This window comes from Streptomyces sp. NPDC003011 (assembly GCF_053591515.1).
Genome location: NZ_JBSFTY010000039.1, coordinates 53,717 through 78,350, shown reverse-complemented (window position 1 = coordinate 78,350; position 24,634 = coordinate 53,717). Strand labels below are relative to the sequence as shown.

The 24,634-nt window shown below is 70.0% G+C and carries 26 protein-coding genes; 7 read left to right on the top strand and 19 right to left on the bottom strand.

The features are described from left to right. Positions 1–81: 81 nt before the first annotated feature. The 7 genes from ACWD0J_RS21135 to ACWD0J_RS21105 form a co-directional block, all read right to left on the bottom strand. Entirely contained in the window at positions 82–792 is a 711-nt protein-coding gene (locus tag ACWD0J_RS21135; protein ID WP_451497357.1) for a hypothetical protein, read from the bottom strand. Continuing rightward, positions 789–1,130, bottom strand: a complete 342-nt coding sequence (locus ACWD0J_RS21130) for a hypothetical protein (RefSeq protein ID WP_451497356.1) — start codon at positions 1,128–1,130, stop codon at positions 789–791. The genes ACWD0J_RS21135 and ACWD0J_RS21130 overlap by 4 nt, the downstream gene beginning before the upstream one ends. After that, positions 1,127–1,423, bottom strand: coding sequence for a hypothetical protein (locus ACWD0J_RS21125; protein WP_451497355.1), 297 nt, complete (start codon positions 1,421–1,423; stop codon positions 1,127–1,129). The genes ACWD0J_RS21130 and ACWD0J_RS21125 overlap by 4 nt, the downstream gene beginning before the upstream one ends. A 361-nt stretch (positions 1,424–1,784) precedes the next feature. After that, the gene (locus tag ACWD0J_RS21120) at positions 1,785–2,168 is read right to left on the bottom strand and encodes an ATP-binding protein (protein WP_451497354.1); all 384 of its coding nucleotides are present in this window, start codon (positions 2,166–2,168) and stop codon (positions 1,785–1,787) included. Between the two features lie 47 nt (positions 2,169–2,215). Further along, positions 2,216–2,590 (bottom strand): DUF6415 family natural product biosynthesis protein, encoded by a 375-nt coding sequence (locus ACWD0J_RS21115; protein ID WP_451497353.1) that lies wholly within the window; start codon positions 2,588–2,590, stop codon positions 2,216–2,218. After that, complete coding sequence (locus ACWD0J_RS21110) at positions 2,587–3,210, bottom strand: hypothetical protein (protein WP_451497352.1); 624 nt, start codon at positions 3,208–3,210, stop codon at positions 2,587–2,589. Before ACWD0J_RS21110 ends, ACWD0J_RS21115 begins: the two co-directional genes overlap by 4 nt. Before the next feature lie 88 nt (positions 3,211–3,298). Further along, positions 3,299–4,543 carry a helix-turn-helix domain-containing protein gene (locus tag ACWD0J_RS21105; RefSeq protein ID WP_451497351.1) on the bottom strand — a complete coding sequence of 415 codons (1,245 nt, stop codon included), beginning with the start codon at positions 4,541–4,543 and terminating at the stop codon, positions 3,299–3,301. A 427-nt stretch (positions 4,544–4,970) separates the two neighbouring features. Between ACWD0J_RS21105 and ACWD0J_RS21100 the strand changes: the two genes are divergently transcribed. The 7 genes from ACWD0J_RS21100 to ACWD0J_RS21070 all read left to right on the top strand — a co-directional run bounded on the left by ACWD0J_RS21100 (position 4,971) and on the right by ACWD0J_RS21070 (position 11,034). Further along, positions 4,971–5,912 carry a hypothetical protein gene (locus tag ACWD0J_RS21100; RefSeq protein ID WP_451497350.1) on the top strand — a complete coding sequence of 314 codons (942 nt, stop codon included), beginning with the start codon at positions 4,971–4,973 and terminating at the stop codon, positions 5,910–5,912. After that, the gene (locus ACWD0J_RS21095; protein ID WP_451497349.1) at positions 5,909–6,517 is read left to right on the top strand and encodes a hypothetical protein; all 609 of its coding nucleotides are present in this window, start codon (positions 5,909–5,911) and stop codon (positions 6,515–6,517) included. The genes ACWD0J_RS21100 and ACWD0J_RS21095 overlap by 4 nt, the downstream gene beginning before the upstream one ends. A 269-nt stretch (positions 6,518–6,786) precedes the next feature. Next, a complete protein-coding gene (locus ACWD0J_RS21090; RefSeq protein WP_451497348.1) occupies positions 6,787–7,368 on the top strand; it encodes a GNAT family N-acetyltransferase in 582 nt (193 codons plus the stop codon). A gap of 120 nt (positions 7,369–7,488) precedes the next feature. Beyond that, positions 7,489–8,649: an MFS transporter gene (locus tag ACWD0J_RS21085; protein ID WP_451497347.1), complete on the top strand. Its 1,161-nt coding sequence runs from the start codon at positions 7,489–7,491 to the stop codon at positions 8,647–8,649. Continuing rightward, entirely contained in the window at positions 8,646–9,347 is a 702-nt protein-coding gene (locus ACWD0J_RS21080; RefSeq protein WP_451497346.1) for an HAD-IA family hydrolase, read from the top strand. Before ACWD0J_RS21085 ends, ACWD0J_RS21080 begins: the two co-directional genes overlap by 4 nt. A 137-nt stretch (positions 9,348–9,484) precedes the next feature. Continuing rightward, positions 9,485–10,408 (top strand): alpha/beta fold hydrolase, encoded by a 924-nt coding sequence (locus ACWD0J_RS21075; protein ID WP_451497345.1) that lies wholly within the window; start codon positions 9,485–9,487, stop codon positions 10,406–10,408. Between the two features lie 302 nt (positions 10,409–10,710). Next, positions 10,711–11,034: a hypothetical protein gene (locus ACWD0J_RS21070; RefSeq protein WP_451497344.1), complete on the top strand. Its 324-nt coding sequence runs from the start codon at positions 10,711–10,713 to the stop codon at positions 11,032–11,034. A gap of 34 nt (positions 11,035–11,068) precedes the next feature. Here the strand turns inward: ACWD0J_RS21070 and ACWD0J_RS21065 are convergent, their stop codons facing one another. The 12 genes from ACWD0J_RS21065 to ACWD0J_RS21010 form a co-directional block, all read right to left on the bottom strand. After that, on the bottom strand, positions 11,069–11,683 hold the full coding sequence (locus ACWD0J_RS21065) for a hypothetical protein (protein ID WP_451497343.1): 615 nt from the start codon (positions 11,681–11,683) through the stop codon (positions 11,069–11,071). After that, positions 11,640–12,251, bottom strand: a complete 612-nt coding sequence (locus tag ACWD0J_RS21060; protein ID WP_451497342.1) for a hypothetical protein — start codon at positions 12,249–12,251, stop codon at positions 11,640–11,642. Before ACWD0J_RS21060 ends, ACWD0J_RS21065 begins: the two co-directional genes overlap by 44 nt. A 185-nt stretch (positions 12,252–12,436) precedes the next feature. After that, entirely contained in the window at positions 12,437–12,811 is a 375-nt protein-coding gene (locus tag ACWD0J_RS21055) for a hypothetical protein (RefSeq protein WP_451497341.1), read from the bottom strand. A gap of 122 nt (positions 12,812–12,933) precedes the next feature. After that, positions 12,934–13,275 carry a hypothetical protein gene (locus tag ACWD0J_RS21050; protein WP_451497340.1) on the bottom strand — a complete coding sequence of 114 codons (342 nt, stop codon included), beginning with the start codon at positions 13,273–13,275 and terminating at the stop codon, positions 12,934–12,936. Between the two features lie 116 nt (positions 13,276–13,391). After that, positions 13,392–13,934 carry a hypothetical protein gene (locus ACWD0J_RS21045; protein WP_451497339.1) on the bottom strand — a complete coding sequence of 181 codons (543 nt, stop codon included), beginning with the start codon at positions 13,932–13,934 and terminating at the stop codon, positions 13,392–13,394. Between the two features lie 246 nt (positions 13,935–14,180). Continuing rightward, positions 14,181–16,973: a hypothetical protein gene (locus tag ACWD0J_RS21040; protein ID WP_451497338.1), complete on the bottom strand. Its 2,793-nt coding sequence runs from the start codon at positions 16,971–16,973 to the stop codon at positions 14,181–14,183. Beyond that, positions 16,970–18,091, bottom strand: coding sequence for an ATP-binding protein (locus ACWD0J_RS21035; RefSeq protein ID WP_451497337.1), 1,122 nt, complete (start codon positions 18,089–18,091; stop codon positions 16,970–16,972). Before ACWD0J_RS21035 ends, ACWD0J_RS21040 begins: the two co-directional genes overlap by 4 nt. Positions 18,092–18,158: 67 nt before the next feature. Then, positions 18,159–19,616 carry a VWA domain-containing protein gene (locus ACWD0J_RS21030; protein WP_451497336.1) on the bottom strand — a complete coding sequence of 486 codons (1,458 nt, stop codon included), beginning with the start codon at positions 19,614–19,616 and terminating at the stop codon, positions 18,159–18,161. After that, complete coding sequence (locus ACWD0J_RS21025; RefSeq protein WP_451497335.1) at positions 19,613–21,001, bottom strand: hypothetical protein; 1,389 nt, start codon at positions 20,999–21,001, stop codon at positions 19,613–19,615. The genes ACWD0J_RS21030 and ACWD0J_RS21025 overlap by 4 nt, the downstream gene beginning before the upstream one ends. Next, entirely contained in the window at positions 21,001–21,513 is a 513-nt protein-coding gene (locus tag ACWD0J_RS21020) for a hypothetical protein (protein WP_451497334.1), read from the bottom strand. Before ACWD0J_RS21020 ends, ACWD0J_RS21025 begins: the two co-directional genes overlap by 1 nt. Before the next feature lie 399 nt (positions 21,514–21,912). Then, positions 21,913–23,967, bottom strand: coding sequence for an NAD-dependent DNA ligase LigA (gene ligA, locus ACWD0J_RS21015; RefSeq protein ID WP_451497333.1), 2,055 nt, complete (start codon positions 23,965–23,967; stop codon positions 21,913–21,915). A gap of 99 nt (positions 23,968–24,066) precedes the next feature. Continuing rightward, entirely contained in the window at positions 24,067–24,576 is a 510-nt protein-coding gene (locus ACWD0J_RS21010) for a hypothetical protein (RefSeq protein WP_451497332.1), read from the bottom strand. Positions 24,577–24,634: the final 58 nt, after the last annotated feature.

Sequence of the window (24,634 nt, the reverse complement as noted above, 5' to 3'; positions counted from 1 at the left end):
GGAGATAGCGGCAGGTCTCTGGCTGTTCGCGCTGGTTTGTCCGCCGGGGAGCTCGGTGGTGCTGGAGCCGGAAGGCGAGGCCTAGGCGGGATGCTCGGCGCGACGGGGGGATCCGAAGACCCGCACCCAGGGCTGCTGAAGCACTCGAGCGGCTTCGTCGCTGAGGTGGTCGCGGACGACTTCCGCGATGACAGCGGCCCGGACTGCCGCACATGCCGCCTCCAGCGAATGCTTGCGGAGGTGGCCACCGGCTGCGCGGCGCACCGCGTTGACTGCGCTGGTCTCGGCGGCGTGGCACGCGGGGACTCGGCCGGCGTCGACCACTGCGAGGATGTGCTCGCGATCTGCGGAGTCCCAGACCGTGCGGCCGGGGAGCTGCCAGTGGGCTGCGAGCTCCCCGGCCTGCCAGGCGGTGATGTCGTACGCCTGCATCACGAGATCCAGCACCGTTTTGCCCTGGGGGCCCAGGGCCTGCCAGGCCGGGGCTTCGCGCAGAACACGTAGCGCGCGGACGCCGAACCGGTAGGGATGGCCGGGGAAGGAGATCTGGACGGTGGCGCCGATCGGCGCCACCTCGAGCAGCCGCCACGGCTCCAGGTTGAGGAGGGTCTCGGTGGCCGAGGTGAAGACGTTGATGAAGGTGCTGTTGTTCTCGACGTCGATCTCTTGGGTGGGAAGCTCGATCGTCTCGCCGACCTGGACGGTGCTGTGCTCGTCGCTGATCGGCAGAGCCATCCACAGGCGTAGGGGGCGCGCGTACCCGGTCTCCGGACGCGGGGCGACATGCGTCACTGAGGGGCCTCCTCGGTTGATGCGGACGCGCCGTCGGCAGGTACGTCGGGTAGGTCCTTGACGGAGATGCGGGTGATCCTGGTGCCGCGACGGATCTCGGCCGGGTTGCTTGAGCCGTACTCGGCCAGCAGTGCCGCGTGGAGCGCGTCGCTGTACGCGAAAGTCCGTGGGATGTGGGTCGGTGAGATCGCCGCCCACGTGCGGTCGCCGCACCAGTACAGGTCATAGAGGGTGTGGTCACCCTGCTTGGGGGAGATCTGTTCGGGCAGGACGAGGGCCCAGCGCAGGTCGGGATCTTCGAGCCCGGGCAGTTCTACCAGCACCATGGCGGAGGTCATCGCAGCCCCTCTTCGTCGGTCGCGTCTTCAGTCGCGGTTTCGGCGGTGGTCTCGAAGTCGGGCTCGCCGACGCCGTGGTAGACCACGCCGTCCAGGCCCAGGTAACTGTCGAACTCGCTGGGGTCGGGGGGTGCAGCCGAGATGGCGCTGCCGCCGCCGCTGCAGTGGGCGCATGCACCGACGCTGTGGTCACGATCGGCGTTCTCCCAGGTCTCCAACTGCTGGTTGAGCAGGATGGCGAGCTGACGCAACAGGCCGGGGTGAACCGGCAGCCGGATCGTGTCGACCGTCACCGGAACGGGGGCGGTGTCGGACAGCCCGTCCGGTTGGGCGTGGGGGTGGCGCGCAGACCACCGTGCGAGCGCCTGCGTGAACTCGGCGACGGGGACGCCGTGGGGCCCTGGCTGCGGGGGAGTTGCTGCTGCGTTGATCACGCCTGCTAGTCGCCTCCACTCGTACGTCGGGGTTCGTCAGAGTAACAATACAGAGTTGTTCATTCAACTCTATATTACGCCGTGGCATTACACCCGAAGCCTGCGTCGCCCCCGCCGTTACGCACGGGCGCACGGTGGGGGCGACGCGCGGAGTCCCAGGCCCGCCGCGGGGGAGGCCAACCCGGCGTCGGCGGTTGGCCGGCGGGAGCCGGGACAGGTCTCACGGAGTCGTCAGCAGTTCGGCCCAGGTGCGTTTGCCCCACGGCCGCGAGGCGAGACCCACAAAGTCATAGCCCCACCGATCGGCCAGGGCGTCCACCAGGAAGAGGCCACGACCGCGAACGTCTTCCTCGGTCGGCACAAGCAGCTCAGGCAGTCGGCTAGGCGCGCGGTCGACCACCGCCAAACGGACCGTGTCGTTGGCCGGGCGGTCCACGCTCATGCGGAGCCGGGGACCGTGCCCCCACCGAACCGCGTTCGCCACCAGCTCGGACAGGAGCAGCGCCGCCGTATCCGTGTCCTTATCCAGGCCCCACACCGCCATCGTCACGCGCGTCAGAGCTCGGGCCGTCTGCGCCGTTCGAGGGTCGCGGTCGCACGACATCGAGTAGCCAGGGTGTCCAACGCGGCGGGGTCGCACTGCGGCCCTGGTCAGGACTGCTCCTCGGCGACCCCGTAGAGGTGGAGGAGGGCCCGGGAGTACACCGCGAGATCCATGACGCGGGCAGTCTTGTCCTTGGGCGAGGGGGCGGACGCCCCCAGTACGCCCTGGGCGCGAGCAATGACGTGCTCGGCGGCGTCCCGCCACTGGCCTTGGAGGCGAGGAAGACGGTCGGTGACCTCGGGCATAAGGAGGTGCGTGTGACCCTCCAGGCGCTTGAGGAGTGCGTCCTGTTCCTGGCCGGACGTGCTGCCTGCTGGTGCCCACAGGGCCGCTTCGGACGTCTGGCGGATGGTCTCGGCGTCAATTAAGTCCCCGTCGTCGGCGGCCAGTTCGGTTGCCAGTCGGGGCTCGGTCGGGATCACCGGAGAGCGTCCTTGCTGCTGCGCGCTCGGCGGTAACTGCTGGACATCTTGAATGCCTGCGCCAGGCGACTGCCGACGTCGCTGCCGTGCAGCAGTGGCTTGGGGGTGCCGGCCATCTCCATCCAGGGCGGAGTGTCCCACCGGACACCGTGGCTCGGCGGGAGTGCGATCCATCCGTCGGGGCCGGTGCGGACCTCGGTGTCCGGGTGCCCCAGCGCGTAGCGGCCGGTCGAGGGCAACACAAACAGGGTCGCGCTGTCCGTGGAGACGAGGCACGGGACGATGCCGGAGCCGACGTGGTCCAGCTTCAGCAACGCTTCCATGCCGATGCGATGCGGCACAATCACGGCGTCGAAATGCGTGGTCTGCGCGATCAGGGAGGCGCCGGGCGCTGTCTCCAGAGCGCTCGTGATGGTGTCCTCGGTCAGCCGAGGCGGCTGACCGAGAAGCGGGTGGGCGCCCGGCACGGGGCAATTGGGGTTGTCGCATGTGCAGCCCTGGCGGGGGCGGTGGCGGTGCCCCACAGTGATGGCCCAGTTCAGCGCGAGGTAGGCGCGGGCAGCGTCGCCCGGGTCACGGGTATTGATCGGCTGCATCGCCGACACCCCCAAAGTGATCACTCAGACACGGATGGTGACCACCTGAGGATCGGGCACGCTGGGGAGCGCGACCCCTAGTTTTTCTAGGGGTCGTTCACCAACCTCGGGTTCAGCTCACCAACTCCATGTGCCGGACCAAACCAGACAGGGCCGAGGCCTGCGAGGGCACACCGGTCCGGACCATATCGCTCACGAGCGCGCGGGCCATCGGGTCGGCGTTCACGTAGTACGGAGCGTCGGCGGCCGCCTTGCGCAGTTTCACCACGGCGGCCGGGCTCTTGCCCATGCGGTGCAAGGCACGGGCTTCGTCGATCGCGTAGTGCGTACGACGCTCGCGGCTCGGTACGGCGTCGATGTTGACCTCGGGTACTCGCTCCAGGCCGGTGTCGGGCTGGTCGACCTCCACGCCGGCTTCGGCGGCGTGGACAGCGACCACTCCGCGCCCGAACACGGTGTGACTGTCGACGTCGTTCCATCCTGGGCCGAGTCGGTCGGCGTCGCCCAGGGCCTCGTCGATCCGCGCCCACGCGCTCTGCGCCTGCCCACCTCGCGCGTGGGCGATGGCGCATCGCAGATGCAGCGCACCCCGCAGACTCACGGCGACCTCCTGCGCACCGCGGCCAGTAGCGTGAGGTTCGAGGTCCGCGAGGGCGGCATCGGCGACTGCGATTGTCTCCCTGAGGGAGGCCTGGTGCAGTAGCGCGCCGCAACGGTCCCATGCCACACCGGCCTTGACCACCGGGTCGTTGAGTTGTGTCGCGGCGTGGGCCGCGATCTCGGCAGCAACCCACGCGAGATCCGGATAGCCGAGTTGATTCAGGCACATCCGTGCCGTGCGGGCTGCGTCGACCAGGAGCCGCAATGCCTCCTCGCGGTCCGGGCCGTGCGCCACCAGGAGCGCCGTATTGAGATCTTCGACCGATGCCGGAAGCAGTGTCGCGACTCGGGGTAGATTCGCCGCCTGCCGTGCCGCGTTGGTCGTGCGGGACCTCGTCCGCATTTCGCTGAGGTCGACCGCAGGGCCCTGCGGGCTCAGTCCGGGATGACCGGACAGGATCAGACCTGCTCGGCGCAGTCCGGTACGCAAGGCCGGGATGTGCGCGTGGGCGAGGCTGCCGCCGTTACGCTGCAGACGGTAGGGCTGCCCGAGAAGCCAGACCACGTCAACGTCGCACCGGTCTGCGATCGCACAGATGACGGAATAGCGGTCGAGAGGCATGCGTCCCTTCTCGACATGCTCCATCCACTTGTCGGTGCGGTCCAGGAAATCGGCGAGTTCACGCTGCGTCAGACCAGCCGCATTCCGGGCAATCTTGACGCGTGTGCCGATGTGTTCGTCGCTCGCGAGAGGCATACTTGCTCCGTTCTGACTCGACACCAGAACGGTACGCCGAACGGGCCCACGCGCGCACAAACCCGCGCGGGGCCCGTTCGTATCGGACCTTGGCCTCCGGGGACAGTTGCTGTCGGCCATGGATGTCAGGAGAACGAACCGCCTCTCCGGTTGAGCGAGACGGCGTTCCCAGCTGCGTCGGCGCCACCGGCAACCTGACGGGATCCCCGGGTCAGAGGCGGTAGGGAGCTGCCGCCGCGCGAAGTGCTACTCCTTCGTTTTTCCGTGAGTCCTCACCAGTGCCGGCCTGGCCGCAGGCCGACGCCCAGGGGAGCGCCGAGGGGCACGAGATACGAATACAGAGTTGTCTGTGCAACCTGCTTTCTGTAGGATCGGCCACGCCCTTGAGGTCAGCCGCCCTTCACTACCAGCAGGAGGCCAACTCCCCGTGGACTCAGGCAAGATCAAGGAGGCGTGGTCGGAACGGCTGGGCCGCATCACCGGATGCGCGCAGGCCGTGAGCGACTGCCACGAATGGACCGAGGACGGCGAGAGCGGCTACACGCTCACCGTTCCGGTCTCTACCGAACTCACCCAGAACTACCTGACATCGTGTGTGGACACCCTCGCCCGCGACGCGAACCGGCGTGTGGAGGTTCGCCCGGGCCCCGGACCCGGCCTGCTCGCGGTCATGGTCTGGGATGACGCGCCGGTCGCTGGAACCTGCGGCGCGCCGAGCCGGATCGAACCGGACGGCTTCACCGCCTACTGCGACCGCGACCCCTTCCACGGCGACCCGGTCGACGACGACCACTCCGTCAACCAGCACCACGCCATGATCCGATCCCGCTTCGGCGGCGAGCCCCAGGGAGAGCACTACTGGGACGTCGGCCCGCTGCACGTCATCCCTGAGACCCCTTACGGCATCGTCGACGTCCTGGAAGAACTGGCCCGCGCGGCGTCCGCGAAAGAGGGTGAGCAGGACCCGTCCACGAACGACCCGCGGAGCACCGAACCGAACACGGAGGACATCCGCAAGCGGCAGATTGCTGCACGCCTGGTGGCGCAGCTCGAATTCTTCGGCACCGCCACCCAGCAGGCTGCGGCCCGTGCCGAAGAGCTGATGGACCAGGCAGAACAGGAAATCGCGCACGCGCACGAGATCACCCTCCTTCGCCGCGCCCTGCATCAGAACCTGACCGAGGCAGCCTCCAACGCTCTCGGCGCGATCCACTCTCTGAAGGAACTCGCATCGAACCGGGTCTACGACGCCGAGTACGCGGACATGCGCAACACCGAAGACGTGGCCCACTTCGTCAACGAGGGCCGTCGCTTCCTGGTGGCTGCGCTCGCCCTGCTGCCCACCGACCAGAACGGGGACATGAAGTGACTACCGTCGACGGACGGAGCGTGGCGGCCGACGAGTCGAGCAAGGTGATCCTCGACCAGTCCAGGCCCGAAGGCCGCGCCATCGCCAACGCATTCCGCGCCGCTGTCGGCGACGCGCTCCCTGGGGATCCATGGGCCGGAGATGCTGCTGAGGCCCTCGGCAACCTCGTCACCGAGTTCGGCGTGGATCCGAACGGGCCTGTTTCCCAGGTCGACCAGGCGGGCGGCCGCACATGGGTGCAGGCCCTGCCTGACGCCGAGCTTCTCGCCGTACTCGCCGAGGCGACCATCGAGTTCACCGCGCGCGCCGAACAGGCTCTCGCTGAGCAGGTCCGCGCGGCACTCGCCACCTACTACGCGCCGGGGATCGTACGGGTCACCTTCACGGTTCCGCGCGGGCAACGCACCTTCACGGCCGCCGGCGCAGTGCTGCACCGCACCGACGGCACCGACTTCAACGATCACCTTCCGTGCGTGGACGATGACCTGGACCACTTCAGCCTGCTGCACAAGCCCGTTGCAGGCGCCACGCTGGAGGTCGTGCTCGCTCCGGAGGGCGACACCGTCACCTACCGCCCGCCTGGCCCGGCCCTCCGGGTCCTGTAGGACCCGTCGACACGCGAAGCCCCCGACCAGCGGCACCGGTTCGGGGGCTTCGTCGTGCCCGCAACGGCCAGCGGCCATTTAAGCCGCCAATTGGGCTCATAGCCGGGTGAAGAGGTGCGAAGCGTCATGCGGTCCACAACGGTCAGCCCAGCACGATGACGCACGCCTTCACCACCAGGACCTCGCTGGGCCGGTCGGGCTCGCCATCGCAGCCGACCCGACCGTCACGCAGGCCTGCCGCACGTCATCCGGCTGCAAGGGAGACCTCCGTGCCCCCGCTCCTCACCCCCAGCGCCACCACGATGCTGCTGGACGACGGCACTGCAACCCATACCCGCCGGGCGAACGAGGACGACTTCCCGCTCATCGAGGACCTCCACGCCCGATGCAGCCCGACCAGCCGCACCCAGCGCTACGGGACCCACCGCGCAGGTCTCACACCCGAGCAGTGGAACCGGCTCGTACAGCGGCCGCGCGGCCGCGTGCTGCTGACGACCCCGCACGACGCGCCGTCCTGTGCGGTGGCCATGACCAGCCTCGCCCAGGTGCCAGGCGAACCCGACGTCTGCGACCTCGCCATGCTCATCGCCGACCGCGCCCCGGACAACTACCAGGGCCGGGGCCTCGGCACCCGCCTGGCCGATCACTCCGCCGACCTGGCCCGCGAGCTGAACTTCCGTGCCCTGTCGGTCACTTCGTCCCCGGCCAACTGGCGGGTCTGGCAGATCGTTGAGCACCTCGGCGGCCCCGCGCTGCCCCACACCGCCCACCTGCGGACCATGGCGCTCCTCGGTGCACTGCCAACGGTCCTGGACACCGACGGCGCGATCGACCTCCGCATCCCTCTGTAAGGAGTACGCGATGTCACCCACCGTGCCGCCGACCCCGCACGTCCGGGCGGCCGCAGCACGCCGACCCTGCACCCGACGCACGGCGCCCGCCCCCGGGCTGGCCGTCTCCGTGGGTGCGCGATGACGGCGACAGCACACGCGCCCGTCGCGGCGCCCCCGGTCACCGAACGTCGGCTACTCACGGGCTTCTTCGCCGGGGCAGGGGCCGCGATGGCCGTCTGGGGAGCGCGCCTGCCAGCCGTCCAGGACACAGCACACCTCGGCGCCGGACGCCTGGCCCTGGTCCTCTTCGCCGCGGCGGCCGGCATGGTCGGCGGCCTTCAACTCGGTGGCCGCCTGGCGCACCGCCACGGCCCGTCGCGTCTCCTGGCCGGCCCCGGCGTGGCCTTCGGACTCACCCTGGTCCTGCTCGCCCAGTGCCGCACCCTCACCACCCTGATGATGGCCGCCCTCCTGTTCGGCATCACGCACGGCATCCTCGACGTCGGCATCAACTCCGCCGCAGTCAACTGCCAGAACGCCTACGGCCGGCCCATCATGGCGTCGCTGCACGCCGCGTACTCGCTGGGGGCCATGGGCGGCGCCGTCCTCGCCGCGTGCACGGCACGGGTCTCCTACTCCGCGATGTACACGGCGGTCGGCCTGCTCGTAGCGCTCGCAGCCGCCGCGACCTTGCCCACCATCCGTTCCGCGACCCAGCTGGATGAAGATCCCACGGTGGAGAGCGCTGCCCACCGCTCCACCGCTGTTTCCCGTCGCACGGTGTGGCTCCTGAGCGCCCTCGCGGCCGCCTGCTTGCTCGGCGAGGGAGCCGCCCTCGACTGGTCCGCAGTCCACCTGAGCGACCTGGGAGCATCCGACTCCGTCGCCGCCGCGACCTACGCCATCTACTCCGCGGCCATGGCCACGGGCCGTCTCCTGGGCGACCGGCTGACCTCACGGTACGGCGCACCCGCCGTCGTCCGCACAGGCGCCGTCGTGGCGGCCGGCGGTCTCGGCCTCTCACTGGCTGTCGGCACTGTCCCGGCGGCCCTCGCCGGATGGACGGCCCTCGGGCTGGGCCTGTCCATCACCGTGCCCTCGCTCATCACATCAGCCGGACGCGGTGGACCTCGCGCGGTTGGCACCGTCGCCGCGGTCGGCTACGTCGGCCTGGTCGCGGGCCCCGCGGCGATCGGCGCGCTGGCCTCCCTCACGTCCCTCCCCTTCGCCCTCGTCCTCCCCGCCGTCCTGGCGGCGGTCGTCGCCGTCACATCCCGCCACGCCCTGGAGCCCCGATGACATTCCCCGCCAGCAGTGCGTTCCCCAGCCCCTTCGAGGCAGTGATCCTCGACCACAACGGCGTCACCGGCGTACAGCCCGGCATCGATCAATGGGAACACCTCGCTGCCATGGCCGGCTGGCCCGCCGCCCGCCTCAGCGAGTTCCAGGAGCTGTTCTGGAAGCGACGCGAGGCATACGACGCCGGCGCGGTCAGCACGCCCGAGTTCTGGACCGGCATGGTGCGAGGCGCACGTCCCCTCACCGACGCCCTGGTCGAGGAACTCAGCGCGATGGACGTCTCGATGTGGATCCGCACAGACCCGGCCGTCCTCGACGCCCTGTACGCCACACGATCAGCCTGGAATGTCCCGATGGTGATGTTGTCGAACGCGCCGCTCGGCGTGGCCGATGCCCTGGACCGCAGCCCCTGGCGGCGCGACCTCATGTCGGCGGCCGTCTTCTCCGCACGCCTGGGGCTGAACAAACCCGACCCTGAGGCGTACAGAGCGGCCCTTGAGGCAGCCGGAGACCCCGATCCCCGCAGGACGCTTTTCGTCGATGATCGCCGCGACAACTGCGAGGCAGCCGCCGCTCTCGGACTGGCGACCCTGCACTACCAGGGAGATGCCGCAGACCTCGCCCGACGTCTGTCCCAGGGAAGTCCCCGACCCGCTGTTGCGCCGGCCCGCGTTCCCGCGGGAGCCGTCACGTCCTGACAGCCCGTACGGGCCCCGGGGGGAAGGTCCGCACGAGGTCTCGGCGGCGCGCCGCCGACAACCACCCACCTGCGAGCTATGGCTCCGCTCATCTCGACGAAGTCGACCGCCGAACCCCCTGTCAAGGAGAGCCCGCGATGCCCCCGACCTCCCGATCCACCGTCGTCACCAGCGACGGCGCCCACCTCGCCGTGTACACCGACGGCGACCCCGACGCGCCCGTGACCGTCGTCCTCGCGCACGGCTTCCTCGAGTCGGCGGACGCCTGGCGCGTGCAGACCCGCCACCTGGCCGGCCTCGGACACCGCGTCGTCCGCTACGACCAGCGCGCCCACGGCAACTCCACCGCCGGTGACGCCCCGGCCACCCTGCAGCGCCTGGGCGCCGACCTTGGCCGCGTCATCACCGCCGCGGCGCCCACCGGCCCGCTCGTGCTCGCAGGGCACAGCATGGGCGGAATGTCGATCATGGCGTTGGCTGCCCGTCAGCCCCACGTCCTCGCCGAGCGCCGCCCGCACGTCGCCCTGGTGTCCACCGCCTGCACGAAGGCCACCTTCACACCCGGTCGCGGCCCGCTGCACTGGGCCAAAGCCGTCTCCCGGGCCGCCTACGCCTACCCCATCTGCTGGATGCCGACGGCGGCCGACCGGGTACGCCGACGGCTTCCAGCCACCCATCTGTGGGCCCTCAGCCCCGACCGCGCCCACGACCAGAACGTTCCGCCGCCCTGCCGCGACGCCATCCACCACACGCCGGCCGCGCCGGTCGTCCAGGTGTGGCGGTCGCTGCGCGCGTACGACACAACCGGTGCCCTCCACGCACTCGACAACCTCGGCGACCGCGTGGAGATCCTCACCGGCGCCTGCGACGACATGATCCCGATGACGAAGACGCGCGAACTCGCCCAACAGCTTCCCCACGCCCGTCTGCACGAGCCCGTCCCGGGCGCCCGCCACCGCCTGCCGACCGACCGGCACGGGCGCACCGCCGTGACCGAGACGCTCACCCGCATGTGCCACGCCTCCCGGCCCGCGCTCGCCGCCGACCTGCTCGCCGGGTGACCGCACATGACCCCTGACCGGCCAGCCGCCGTCCGCCTCGGGCCCGACACGATGATGAACCTCCGGTTCGTGCAGGAGCCCACGATCCGCCGACACCGCCGCAATCCCGCGGGCTGGCTCGAGGAACTGGAGCCCGTCGCGGAGCGGCAGTTCCACGAGCACCTCCGTCTCACCACGGAGTGGTACCCCCACGAGTACGTGCCCTGGAGCCGGGCACAGAACTTCTCCGGCCCGTTGCACGGTCTCACCTGGCGACCGGAGCAGTCCGACCTGAGCCCGGCCGTACGGTCCTCCCTGATCACATGCGTGCTCACCAACACACCATGCGGGTGCTGGCCGACACCGTGCGCACCTTCCGCACGCCCGGGCACGCCGTGTCCGGCTTCGACCGGATGAGCGTCGGCATCGCGGCCTGTGGGATCTACAACCTGCGCGTCCACCACGACGACGTGCTCATGCCCTTCCTGCAGTCCCTCGGAGTCCCGCACCTGAAAGGCCTGGGACCGGACGGCGAAAGGGCCTGGGAGGAGCTGGGCACGTTCCTCGACGGCCTCAACCAGGCAGCGGTCTTCGAGGAGGAACAACTCGAGGCCCTGCGCCCCTGCTTGCGCCGGATCCCCGCGTAGGCCCGTCCTCCATGCTGAGGGCGGGAATCTGCCGCTATGACGTCGTCTCGGCTTGCGCCGTGCAGCATCCGTCGGGTCCCTGCCAGCGAAACTCGGGCAGGGAGCACGCATCGGTGTACTGGTGGCGGTCGTAGTACCCGTAGTGCTGTCGCACGTGGTCCATGTGCAGGTCGCAGTCGGCCGACGTGCTGATCGTTCCAGTGCGGGGGTTGGGCGGAGTCCAGGCGACGTGCCACGTGGCGCGGGCGCCGCAGGGCTCATCCCCGGGAGCTGCCACGAACGTGCAGCGGCCGGAGCCGTCCGGAGGGTGCCCCGGGCCGAGGAGGGGGGTGGCCATGGCCCAGGTCGGCAGCACCGACACGGCCGCGGACGGGGCGAGCACGATCGCTGCGCGCCGGCAGAACTCATCCAGACTCAGTTCGCGCCCGTCGGGATCACCGGTGTCGAAACGTGCCACGCATTCATAGTCGTCCGGGTCCTGGCCCCAACTCTCGTTTTCTTTCAGCAGCTGGGCCGTGCCCACGCCGGAGCGGTAGGACAGCAGGAGAAACTCCTCCCGGTCGTTCCAGGCCTCCCACTGGCAGTAGGTGTCCGGCAGCGCAGGCTCAGGTCGGCACGTCTGGTGGACACGTACCAGAACCTGGTTCATCGTCGCCTCCTTCCATATCGCATGTGTGCAGTTCGACGATGACAAGAGAGATACGGGCATCGCCGGCGGGTACCGGTTCACCCATGGCCGGATACGGGCCACTGAGATACCGGTCGTTGTCGTCCGGGAGAACACCGGCGTCCACCAGGCCGTCGACGTACGGCTTGGCGCTGTCCGCCCAGTTGCCCGGATCGCGCTGCCGCTCGACGGGCAGAGGATGCAGCACGTAGAAGACCGCTGCCCGCTGCAGCGGAGGGACGCGGACGACCCGGGCGGCGAGGGCCGCTTCCTCGCGCATGCGTTTGCGGAGCCGAGCCACTTCCCCCCAGTGCCGCCGCTGGTTGCTGTTCAGCAGTTCGGCCGCGGGCATGAGCAGGATCCACGACCTGCCGGCTCCGGCCAGCGCCTTGATCTCGGCAGTGAGGTCCGGGGGCGGCGGTTCCTGGGCGGTCATCCGTGATCGGGCCGTCTGAACCGCGGCCCGCCGTGCTGCTGGCTTGCTGGGACGGCGGCCGCCGTTGCGTCGGGCCTGCAGCTGCTCGAATTGCTTCGGGGTCAGGCGCCACATCGGCTGATCACTTCCGCTTCAGAAGCTTGGTGACAACGGTCGTACTTACCAGCGCGATCAAGTAGAACCAGCCGGCGCAGCCTTCTTCCTCTGCGTGCATCTCGGCGTGTTCCTCGCACACGGCGCAGGGCTCGGGGTCCCACCACCCGTGGATCTCGGCGTGGGCCTCACATACGAAGCAGGGCTCACGCGGCATGCGGGCGGGTCCCCTTCGTCTCTCGGCGCTCAGCGGCGACCTGTTCGCCCAGGCCGCCCTTGCGGAAGCGGCACTGCCCGCCGTGCCCCTCGACGATGTCGATCACCGCGGCGATGAGCGACCTCTCCTGAAGGCTCTCGGCGTCGCCGTCCCAGTCCGCGAGTCGGCCCAGGGCGCCGGCGGCTGCCTGGGCGTCATCGTCATGGCTGAACTCGGCGATGTAGACACCGGAATGGTGGGCGAGCCGCAGACCGTTCTCGTTCACTTCGGCCAACGCGTAGACGAAAAGGCCGGGCGTGGCAGTGGGACAGGCGGTGACCGTGACTCCTGAACTGAGGCGGAGGGGGACTGTGTTGTCGGGCATGCAGCGGACGCTCCTCATCCCTTGCCGGTCATGGGCTGTGCGGTCTCCCACCATACCAATGTGGGTTGCATGAACAACGCTAGTTCTCGTCAATGGACGGTCCCGGCCGCGCCTTTTCGCTGTCACAGCTCGTCGGCGCGGACGTGTCCGGGTGCCGGTTTACCGACGCGGTAGCTGAGGCCGCAGCAGGCGGTGCAGCGCTGGGTCAGGGGGTCGATCCGGTGCCCTCCGTCGGGCACGGCGTCGCATACGACGGGCACCGCGAGCGTGTCGAGGACCTGGTACGCCGCGGTCGCCAGGGCGGAACGGGTCGGGTCGCTGCCGTCGTGCATCGTGAGCGACCGGACGAAGGCGAGCAGCCGGCTCCGGTCCCCGGCCTGCCGCAGCAGGAGGTCGGCCTCCTCGTCGTGATCGAGCGACATCAGATAGGCGGCGGTCTCGTCAACGTCGTTGCCAACGGCCATGGCGATGTGACCTCCCAGGATTGAAGAAGGGGGCAGAGACACGGACGGGCACCGCCCTGCGCCTCGGTGAAGCTGAGGCCGCAGGGCGGGGCGAGTTTCGGGGTGCGCTGGATCTGTCAGGCGGTCCGCGCCAGGGGAGGCCGGGAAGTGCATCCGGCCGTCAGGCCCAGGACTTCGGCGACGGGCCGGGCGCCCGGTGCCAGGTGTGCGGGCACCTCGTCGCCGCCCTCGTCGAGGACGAGGCCGCGCCGCGCCAGGCCGGCCGCGTAGGCTTCGCGGCGCTCCCGCTCGGCGCGCCGTTCGTTCTCGATCTGCAGCTGACGGAGCGTCTCGTCGCGCAGCCGGAGAATCTCGAACACGCCACGCTCCAGTCGGCGGCAGTGCCACATGGCGAGCAGCCAGTCCATCTGAACGTGGCTGTCGTACCACTCGGCGACCAGGACGCAGGAGCGCGCCATGACGCGCCCGATGTGCTGTCCGGTTGCGTCGTAGACCTGCCAGCCGCGCAGGGGCATGAGGCCGGTACGGTCTTCCGGGAGTTGCAGGGCCTCGACGTCCTCGGTGACAAGTTCGGCCGGGGTCATCGGGACGGCGGTCACCTGCTCGCCGCCCACACGGAAGACCTGGAGCGGGGAGCGGAGACGAGAGGCGGTGACCATCAGGGTGACCTCCTTGAGGAGTGATGAGGGGAGCGGGGAGACGGCTCGGACGTACAGGGGGCCGTCGCCAGGGCGTAGGTCCCTCGCCTCTGGTGACCTCAGGCTCCGCAGCCTACCGAATATGAAGTTGTCCAGTCAACGCCATATATCGGGTTGGGTTGATAGCCACGGGAGTTGCGGGCTCAGCGAGCCGCGGATCCGCCGTCAGGGCGCGACGGCGGATCCGCGGCATGCTGCTGTGACCCGTCATGAACTCGCGAGCAGTAGTCCCAGCGCCACAGCCGTATCCGGGTAGAGCCCGGCGAGCACGGCGCCCTCCGCGTCGGAGTCGGCTGTCTCCCATGTCCCACCGCAGCCCAGCAGGTCGGCCACAGCGTCACATGTGGCGGGGTGCGCGGCGAGCAGCACTCCACTGCGGCCGGAGCGGCGTGCAGCCACGGGCGCGGTGTCGGTCCGGCCGTGCCACGGCGGCACCCACTCGTCCAGGTCCGCGAGACGGCCGGGGAAGATGCGCCCCGCCTCGCGGGTCAGCAAGGGGGCGAGGTCGGCGCCGCCGGAGCGCAGGGTCGTGATCAGGGTCGGCAGCCAGGGCAGCAGGACCGGGTCGGGCAGACGGGCGAACGCGTTCGACACCGCTTCCACGACGAAGTCCGTCAGGCCCGGGACGGGCACCAGAGCCTGCAGGAAGCCGCTGAGGTAGCGCGGATAGGCTGGCACGACCAGGGGGTTGCTCAGCAGGTCGTCACACCGGGAGCGAAGTTCCGCGCGGGAGAGCTGCCCGAGCTGTACTTCGGCCGCCCACAGCAGGGCCACCCTGGACGGCTCCTGCGGATGTGACTGGGCAAGGGCCAGTTCCAGTTGGGCCCGGTCACAGCCGAGCGACAACGCGAGGCTCTCCATGCTGAACAGGAAGCCGAGCATCGCGGCGACCTGCCGGACGGTGGCGTCCTCGTCAATGAACGCCGTCGGCAAAAGCGTGCAGTAGTGGGCGTATCCGGTCTTGACGAAGGACTGGATCCACGGCGGCAGCTCCGGCTCGTTGGTGCGGTAGTAGGCCAGCAGCCGCCGTACCCGGCGCAGCACCTCGGGCGCACCGTCGACGCTGCGTTCGGCGGAGAGTACCTCCAGGGCGCGGGTGCCCAGTTCGTCGGCGAGGCGGCGGCTGCGCAGGTACAGCGTGGCGTCCTCCACGGCTTGGAGGACGGCCGCCGTGGTCGCCTGCGGACCGTACGCCGTACGCCGAAGACGCTGCTCCAGGACCTGCTCGATGCTGACGCCCTCATAGCCGAGTTCGATGAGGGCACGCTGGTGGGTGCCCAGCGCGAGGTCCCACGACTCCTGGATCGGCCGCTCGCCGAGCCGCCGCTCACCCATGATCGGCCGCGCGGCGCCCTGCGGCATCAGGTAGCGCAGCATCCACAGGACGTCGGAGCACCGCTCCAGGTCCGGCTGGGCGGCGATATCCAGCAGCGCCCGCTGTACGCCGCGCTGCTGGAGCTTCAGGTTGAGCGGCGCGAGCCGGTCGTGCACGTCGCGGGCCAGGGGAGGCAGAGCGTCGTAGCCGACCTGGCCGACCCGGTCGCCGCCCATCATGATCTCCACGATGCGGCGGACGTCGCGGCGACCGGGGACGGTGTCCTTCTCGATGCAGGTGACGGCCGCGTCCTGGAAGTCGTACGGCGTCGGCCGGACGCGATCACGCATCCCGGCCAGCAGGATCGACGTCTCGAACACGGCGATGGCGTCGGCGGTGGAGGCGAGGTAGCCGTTGCGGCGCGCGGCGCGTACGACCTCCACCGACCAGCCGAGCAGTTCGGCCTCGTCCAGAGGGTCCAGGGCGGGCGGCTTCTGCAGAAACCCGGTCAGCTTGTCGGAGGCGGGAATCTCCGGCACGGGGGCGGCTGCGGCCACGGTCTTCTTGGCCCTCGGCTTCTTCGCCCCCGCCTGACCCGCGAGCTGGTGCGGGCGCACACGCGTGCGCTTGAGGTTCTTCGCCCACTCCGTCGCCGCGATCGACACCGAGCCGGCGGCGAGGCCGAACTGTGCCTCGATCGCCGCGTGGCTGGACGGGATGAGGCCGTGCTGCCACTTGGTGCCGGTGGGCGGGCTGATGGTGAAGGTGTCGCTGCCGTGGACACCGAACTCGGCTACCCGGCTGGCGGCGTGGAAGGCACCGCAGACGTAGAGGCCGTCGGCGGGATCGGTGCCGGTCGTGGCGAGGTGTTCCCGCATCCGGGTCCACATGTACCGCTCGCGGTCCTCGTCCACGCGAACCCGGGACAGGTCCCCGGGAGCGAGGCGGCGGAACAGGCTGCCGATCAGGAGCATGACCTGGCGGTAGGTGTCGTGGTCGCTGTCGCCGAGCGGCAGTTCGACGTACTGGTGCCACCACTCCGACCAGTGGCGGACCCGGCCGTGGCGCAGCAGGTGCTCCTCCAGTTCGGCGAAGCGCGGGCGCAGGTCGCCCAGCTCGACACCGACCGCGTCGCCGTGCAGCGCGGCCTCTTCCTCGGGGGGCGGTGCGTCGGGCTCGGCCGGCGCCGAGGAGCGCGCTCCGCGCGGGTCCCACTGGAAGACGTGGTCCGAGGAGCGGTCGACCAGGACCAGCTCGACGCCTGGGGTGCCCAGCGCGTAGGCGATCGCCTGGTACTCGGCGGAGGCTTCGGTGATCGGGGCGACGACTGACAGCGGGGACCACTCGGCCGGGAAACCGTCGACTTCGCTCGCGAAGGCCTGCACGGCCACCGGCAGCTTGCAGTTGCGGAGTTCCGGCAGCAGCGGCGCCATGTCCTCGCACAGTTCCAGGTACACGACCTTGGGCTGCTTCTCCCGCAGGCGGCGGGCCATGGCGATCGCGGAGGCGGGGGAGTGGTGGCAGACGGGGAAGATCTCCAGTGGTTCGCGTACGGCGCGGTCGACGTCGTCGACGATGCCCAGGAGGATGCCCTCCAGCGCGTCCGCTCCTCCGGCGAAGGTCTGGGCCGCCTGCTGCAGCTGGGCGCTCAGGGCGGTGAACGTTCCCTCGCTCACGGCGCTCACGACAGGGTGGCAATCGCGTCGCGGCCGCCGTCCAGGAACTCCGTCCAGGAACCGCCCTTGTCCCTGCTGCGCGGCTCGACGACGCCGTGCAGGTACTTGCTGAGGATGGCCAGGTCCTCGGGGGCGCGCCGGGCGAGGGAGCCGACGAGGGAGGAGGCGAGGGTGTGGGCGGTCAGGACGCGTTCGCCGAAGAAGTTGCTGTGCAGGATCGCGTCCTCCAGGACGCCGATCTGCTCGGCGCTCGACAGTGCGGACTCCAGCTTCTCGTCGTCGCTGCCCGCCGCGGCGGCGGAGGCGCGCAGATCGGCGAAGCTCTGCAGCAGCACGTCGAGCAGGGTCGGCGGGACGTCCAGCTCGATCTGGTGGCGGCGCAGGAGTTCCTCGGTGCGGAAGCGGACGATCTCCGCCTCGCTCTTCTTGTTGGTGACGACGGGGATGCGGACGAAGTTGAAGCGGCGCTTGAGGGCGGAGGAGAGGTCGTTGACGCCCCGGTCGCGGCTGTTGGCGGTGGCGATGACGGAGAAGCCGGGCTTGGCGAAGACGATGTTGTCGCCGTCGGCGCCGTCGAGTTCGGGGACGGAGATGTACTTCTCCGACAGGATGGAGATCAGCGCGTCCTGGACGTCGCTCGTGGAGCGGGTGAGCTCCTCGAAGCGGCCGATGGTGCCGGTCTCCATTGCGGTCATGATCGGTGAGGGGATCATCGACTGCCGGGACTGGCCCTTGGCGATCACCATGGACACGTTCCAGGAGTACTTGATGTGGTCCTCGGTGGTGCCGGCTGTGCCCTGGACGACCTGGGTGGAGTTGCGGCAGATCGCAGCGGCTAGCAGTTCGGCGAGCCAGGACTTGCCGGTGCCGGGGTCGCCGATGAGCAGCAGGCCGCGGTCGGAGGCAAGGGTGACGATGGAGCGCTCGACGAAGCTGCGGTCGCCGTACCACTTCTGGGAGATGTCCCGGTCGAGGCCATCGGCGCGTTCGGAGCCGAGGATGAACAGGCGGACCATCTTCGGGGACAGGCGCCAGGAGAACGGCTTGGGGTTGTTGTCGACGGACTCCAGCCAGTCGAGTTCCTCGGCGTACGCGATCTCGGCGGGGGCGCGCAACATCTCGGGCATGTCAGGGCCTTTCGAGTGGGTGAACGTCGGTGGGGTCGTGCAGGAAGCGGCGTCTGCGGGGCGGCGGCTAGGCAAGGCGGGCCTTGAGTTCGTGGACGAGCTTGCGGATGTGTCCGGAGATCACCGGCGTGCCGAGGTCTTTGAAGCGCTCCCGGAACCACGGGTTGACGCTGCCGCCGCCGGAACTGGTCACTGAGCCGACCGGGATGAACGTGGCCCCGGAGCGGTGAATGGCGGCCATGGCTTCGAACAGCGGCTCGCACTGCCACTCGTAGAAGTCGCTGATCCACACCACGACGGTGTTCTTGGGCTCGGCGATCTTCGGCTGGGCCAGGGCCATGGCGACGGTGCCGTCGGTGCCGCCGCCGAGGTTGGTGCGCAGCAGGGTCTCGAAGGGGTCGTGCACCCAGGGCGTGAGGTCGAGTGCCTGGGTGTCGTAGGCGATCAGGTGGACGTCGACCTTCGGCAGTCCGGCGAAGATCGAGGCGAGGATGGTGCAGTTGACCATCGAGTCGACCATGGAGCCGGACTGGTCCACGGCCACGATCAGCCGCTGGGGCGTCGTCTTGCGGGCGGTGTGCCGGTAGTAGAGGCGGTCGACGTACAGCCGCTCCTCCTCCGGGTCCCAGTTGGTGAGGTTCTTCCAGATCGTGCGATTGAGGTCGAGGTTGCGGAACACGCGCTTGGGCGGGACCGAGCGGTCGACGGCGCCGACCGTGGCCTTCTCCACCTGGGTGCGCAGCACTTCGGCGACCTCGTCGACGAAGCGGCGGATCAGGGCCTTGGCGTTGGCCAGGGCGACACCGGACAGGTTGTTCTTGTCGCGCAGCAACTGCTCGATGAGCGACATGCTCGGGGTCAGCTGAGCGGCGAGCTTGGAGTCGGCGAGGACTTCGCGCAGCCGCATCCGCTTGACGAGGTCGGCCTCGATGGCGCCGAGTTCGGGCCCGATGGCCGGGATCAGCCGGCTGAGGTCGGGGGTCGTACCGCGGCCGGTCCCGGTCGGGCTGGCCCCTGCCTCTCCTGTGTCTGTTCCGGAGCTTCTGCCTGCCTGGCCGCCGCGCAAGTCGCCGGGCTTGCAGCCGAGCGCGCGCTCAAGCCAGCCCGCGTCGGACTGCCAGCGAGACAGCTGCTCGGCGGTGACCGTTCCGGAGCCGGAGCTGAAGGCGTTGAGCAGCACCTTCGAAGCCAGCGCCGCTCGCCGTACTTCGGCGGCCCGGTCCCGGGCACCGTCGTCAGGCTCGGGTGTCATCAGGCCGTCGAACTCGGCGGCCAGTTCCGGGTGGCGCTGCACGATCGAGTCGATGGAGGCCCGGGGATCCAGCAGGGCCGGGGGCAGGCCGATGTCCTCGACGACGGCGAGGCTCGCCGACTCCAGCGGGGCCTGCTCCTCGGGGTCGAAGAGCCGGGCCAGCAACCGCCAGTACAGGACCTGACGCCGGTTCTCGTCGGAGTCCACCGCGTGGCTCTCAGGGCTCGCCGGGACCGTGCCCGGCTGGTCGGTGTCCGTGGTGTGTTCGGTCATTTCCGCAGCAGCCTCCCGGCCCGCTCTCGCAGCACCGCCACGGTGTCGGTGGCGGCCTTCTCCGCCTTGGCACCGGCCTTGTCGGTCGTGCCCCCTGCCCATGCCCCGGCGTGCACGGCGACTGTCGTGTGCCGCACGGTCGTCTCCACGGCCAGCGGCTGGACGTGATACATCCCGGCGTCCCAGCGCAGCAGGCCGATGCACGCGCTCGACGCGGCGACGGCTTCGGGGGTGAGCGGGCCGGCAGTCGGGATGCGGTCGGTGTCGACGGGGAGGGGGTGTCCGGCGATGGTGAACGTCAGTGCGCCGTCGTTGCGTTGGGCGGTGTAGCCCTGGAGGAACACGGGAGCTGCGATGCGCGCCGGGTGCCGGTCCAGCGGAGCGGTTGCCGAGGCGGTGGCGGTGGGAAGGGCGACGCGGGCGGTGGTGAAGCCGTCGGCGGGCTGGCCCGGGCGCGCCCGCTCGTCGCTCCAGATCAGGTCGCCTTCGGCGGTGATCGGCATGTCGGTCAGGTTCATTGAGAGGCCTTCGCCGACGGCTGCGAGCAGCGACATGTGCGGGCGCAGCAGCTGCCAGATGCCTGCTCCGACGACCGTGTCGGGCTTCGGCACCGACATGTTCGCGCGCACCAGGCGGGCGGGCGTGCCGTCGGCGGGCTCGAACACGGCGTGGACCTGGGCCTGGGCGGCGGTCGCGTGCTCGTGTAGGTCGACCCCAAGAGGCAGCAGACGGCCCGTGGCGGTCTCGGTCGTGGTCGCGGCCAGGGCGCCGGGCAGCGTGAGGAGCATCGCTCGTGACCACAGGTCGCCCCAGCGGCGTGCCGGGATCCGTTCCAGGGTCGCGCCCGGGCAGGAGGCGGCGAGTTCGGCGGCGAAGCCGTCGAGGAGGAGCGACAGGCGGCGCAGGGACGGGTCCGGGAGCATCGCGGAGACCACCTGCGCCGATCCGGCGATCAGGTCGTGGTCGATCCCCTGCCATCCGGTGCGCGCCAGATCGGCCAGCCAGGAGTGGGCGGCGGCCAGCAGGTTCGCTCCCCGAGGTTCTCCCGGCACGTGGGCGGTCTGCTCGCTGCGGCTTCGGCCGCTGGCCTCCTCGATGCGCGTCATGAGCGCGTCGTGGGCGGAGCCGAGCAGTGCCGTACGGGCACCGGCCAGGACGGCGAAGTGGTCCTCGCTCGCTGCTCCCGTCGTCGCCTTCTCCGCTGCCTCGGCGACCCGGGCGGCCAGCGGCGTACCCGAGACGGCGGCCGCGAGCTCGGTCAGTGCGGCGGAGTGGGCGGGCTGGGGACGGAGCAGGCCGGCGACGAGAACCCGGTCGAAGCCGTCGACCGCCGCGAGGGCTTCGTCCATCCCGTCGATGGCCTCTGTGAGCAGGTCGGCACGCATCAGGCCACCGCCCTTGTCGGCGGGAAGAAGTGCATCTCCGGCAGCGGCTCTGCGGTCGGGCCGAGTTCGAGGTACGCCAGGTGGCGCAGGAACCGGCTGAAGACCGGCGCGGCGGCCGTGCGGTCCGCCTTCGACGGACGGGAGCTGGCCATGGTGTGCTCGAGGACGTGTGCGCTCTGCTCCGCTGGCGCCGTGTCGATCCGCAGATAGCGGGTGACGCGTTCGGCGCCGTACTGCAACACCGCCTCGCCCACCAGGGCCCGGATGTGGTTGCAGAAGCCTCCCCGGGCGCCGCCGCAGGGCCGGTTGTTGTTGGTGCTGCATGCGTACGCGAAGTCGCCGGCCGCGATCGACGAGACGTACACCCGCCCGACGTCCGAACCGCTGGACACCACGCCCTGCAAGCGTCCGTCGGCCAGTTCGACGAACGGGACCTTGGCGAGCTTTCGCGGCCGGGCAGGTTGTATCACCCGGGCCGTGCTCGACTTCTCCCAAGCGGACAACGGCACCATCTCCAATGGATCTAGGGGGCCCGCGCCATTGGGCGGGGCGCAGCTGAAACTACGTGCGGGCACTGACATCGCCGCTGACGGCCGGGACTTGCGGGTGCCTGGCAGTGCGGCGCTGGGGCATTCAGGCGCGACTGTGGGGAGTTGCGGTCCTGGTTCCGGGGCTCCGCGGGGTCGGGACCGCTGTAAGAGCGCTGCTTCGTGTGCAGGGATCACATTCTACCGGAATGGGAGTTGTCTGGACAACTCCGAATGCCGGGTCTGGTCGGGCAAGGCCGAGAGCCAGGGTGACCAGGCGGCACCCGACCCTGCCCTGTCGCCGGTCGGGTCCGGCGGCGCAGGAGGTTGCCTCCCGCCCCGCCGGAGCCTGGAACCGGTGGCCGCCCGTGGGCAGTGTCAGGGTCAGTTGATGTAGTCGGCGACGAGTTCGGCGAATGCTTCCGGGGTGAGGACCGTGACGCCCAACTCCTCGGCCTTGACGGCCTTCGAACTCGGCCTGCCGCCTGCCGACGGGGCGGAAACCAGGTAGTGGGTCTTGGCGCTGACGCTGCTGCCCGCGCGCCCGCCCGCCCTCTCGATGAGGGCGTTCATCTCCGGCCGACTCAGGCTTTCCAGGGGCCCGCTCATCTTGCCGGTCACCACGACGACCTTGCCAGTTAGCGGTCCCTGACCGCCCGCCTCCGCCTCCTCCTGCGGTTCTTTCAGGTTGACGCCCGCCTCGGCGAGCTTGTCGATGACCGTGGCGAGCGCGGCGACCTCCTCGACGATGACCGGTGCCTTCTCCGGGCCGATACCTTCCACGGCCTGCATGGCCAGAGCGTCGGCCTGGCGGATGGCGTCCATCGTGACGAAGTGCCGGGCGATACGGCGGGACAGGCTGCGACCGGTACCCAGCACGCCGAGCGCGCAGAAGATGCGGCTGAGCGGGCGGGACTTTGCCGCCTGGATCTGCTCCGCGATCTTGACGGCTCGCTTGGTGCTGCCGGAGGCGGCCGTGAGCTGTTCCAGCGAGAGGGTGAAGAGGTCGGCCACGTCCGCTACGACACCGGATTTGACCAGGGCCTTGACGTAGGTCTTGCCCAGGCCGTCGATGTCGAGCATCTCGCGACCGGCGGCGTACTCGATCAGCGCGGGCAGCGCGCAGGCCGTGCCCTTTGCGCAGCGCCATCGCTCCTGGCTCCGGTCGATTTCCCCGCCGCAGTTGGGGCACGCCATGGGCAGCGGCACCTCTTTCGCGCCCGCGGGGCGGCGCTCGACCACGGCGGCCTGGAGGCGTGGGATAATTTCGCCCGCTTTGTACACGATTACCGTGTCGCCCAGGTGCAGATCGCGGCGGCGGATGTCGGCGGGGTTGTGCAAGGTGGCCCGGGTGACCGTGGACCCGGCGATCTCGACCGGAGTGAGCACGGCGGTCGGGGCGAGGACCCCGGTACGGCCGACCGCCCAGACCACGTCCTCCAGTACCGTCTGCCGTTCGACGGCCGGAAACTTAAAAGCGATGGAATAGTGCGGGAAGCGGCTGCCGACTCCCGCTGCGGCCTGCTCGGCCGCGTTGTTGAGCCGGATCACGACACCGTCGATTCCGAACGGCAGGTTCGGGCGCATGACGGCGATCTCGTCGACCTTCTGCTGCACCTCGGCGAGCGTGTCGACGACGTGCAGCCCGGCGGGGGTGACCGCGGTCGTCTGCACCCCGGCCTCGGCGACCGCAGCCATGATCTCGGCGTGGGTTGCTGCGGCGGGCAGGAACGCGCCTCCGTTGAGTTCGACCGCGCCGTACGCCCAGAACGTCATCCGCAGACGGTACGGACGGTCTTTCGCCCGCAGGGTGCCGGCCGTGCCGTTGCGGGGATTGGCGAAGACATCCGCCTTGTAGCGGGTGCGGACCTCGTTGGCGGCTTCAAATTGGGCTTGCGTGAAAAGGACCTCGCCGCGCACCTCGACCGTGACCGGGACCGGAAGCTGCTCGGGGAGACCGTCGATCTGGCCGATGTTGTGGCTGATGTCCTCACCGTGACTGCCGTCACCGCGGGTGATGATCTGCACCAGCCGACCGGACTGGTACCGGGCAGCGACGGCCGCGCCGTCCATCTTCAGATCGACCACGTACCCACCGACGGGCGCATGGCCCAGGCGGCGCTGGACGGAAGCGCCCCACTCGACCAGTTCCTCGGCGTTGAAGACGTTGTCGAGGCTGAGCAGACGGCTGGTGTGCGCGACGTCCCCGACCGGGGCAGCGCCGTCGCCGACCTTGCCGGTGGGGGAGTCCGGGTCGACGTCCTCGGGGTGCTCCGCCTCCCAGGCCAGCGCGGATCGGCGCAACGCGTCGTAGGCGGCGTCGTCCAGTGGGCTGTTGCCGTCGCCGTAGTACGCCCGCGACGATTCGCGCAGGCGATTGAGCGCGGCCTCGTAGTCGGCGCGGCTGGTCAGCGCCTCATCGGCGGGGAGAGTTGTCATGCAGATGATCCTCTCGTGGGGGACTGACAATGCCCGGCCGCTGAGCGAGCGGCAGTGCTCGCTCAGCGGCCGGAAGGGGGAGGAGGCGTAGCTCGGCGGTTACTGGCGGGGCCTCTCGTAGCGGGTGCGGACCGTGTCTTCCTCGACGGTGAGGATGCAGTGGGCCTGCCAGTCGCAGCAGTACTCGACCTGACCGTGGAGTTCGCCGTTGACGTGGTGGTCGAAGGTGAAGGTGCTGAAGTCCACCTGGTCGGGACGCTGCGAGGAGTCGGCAAGGTGTTGTGCGACGGCACCCGGGCGCAGGAAGTGGTCCACGATGTACTGAAGCCACTCATCCGCGTGGTCGAAGCTCGTACTGCCGTCCCAGCGAATGCCGGCACCGTCGTCGGTGGGCTCCCAGTTGCATGACAGGCCCGGTTGCCCTTCGTGGGGCCGGTTGTAGTCCACAGGTCCGAGGTCGTCGTAGGGAACGTCCTCGCGCGTGGAGTAAGGGCCTTCGCGGCGGCGCATCCGGCGGCTGGCGGAGAAGCTGCGCAGGAACGCGGTTTCCTGTGGGTTGAGGGGCGGGCTGACCGTGAGGGTGCCGGTAGGAGGGGCGCTGAAATCCACGGGCCTCGCTCCTTCTGGTGGAGTGGATGCGCAGAGGTGGCGGCGCCAAGGGTGAGCC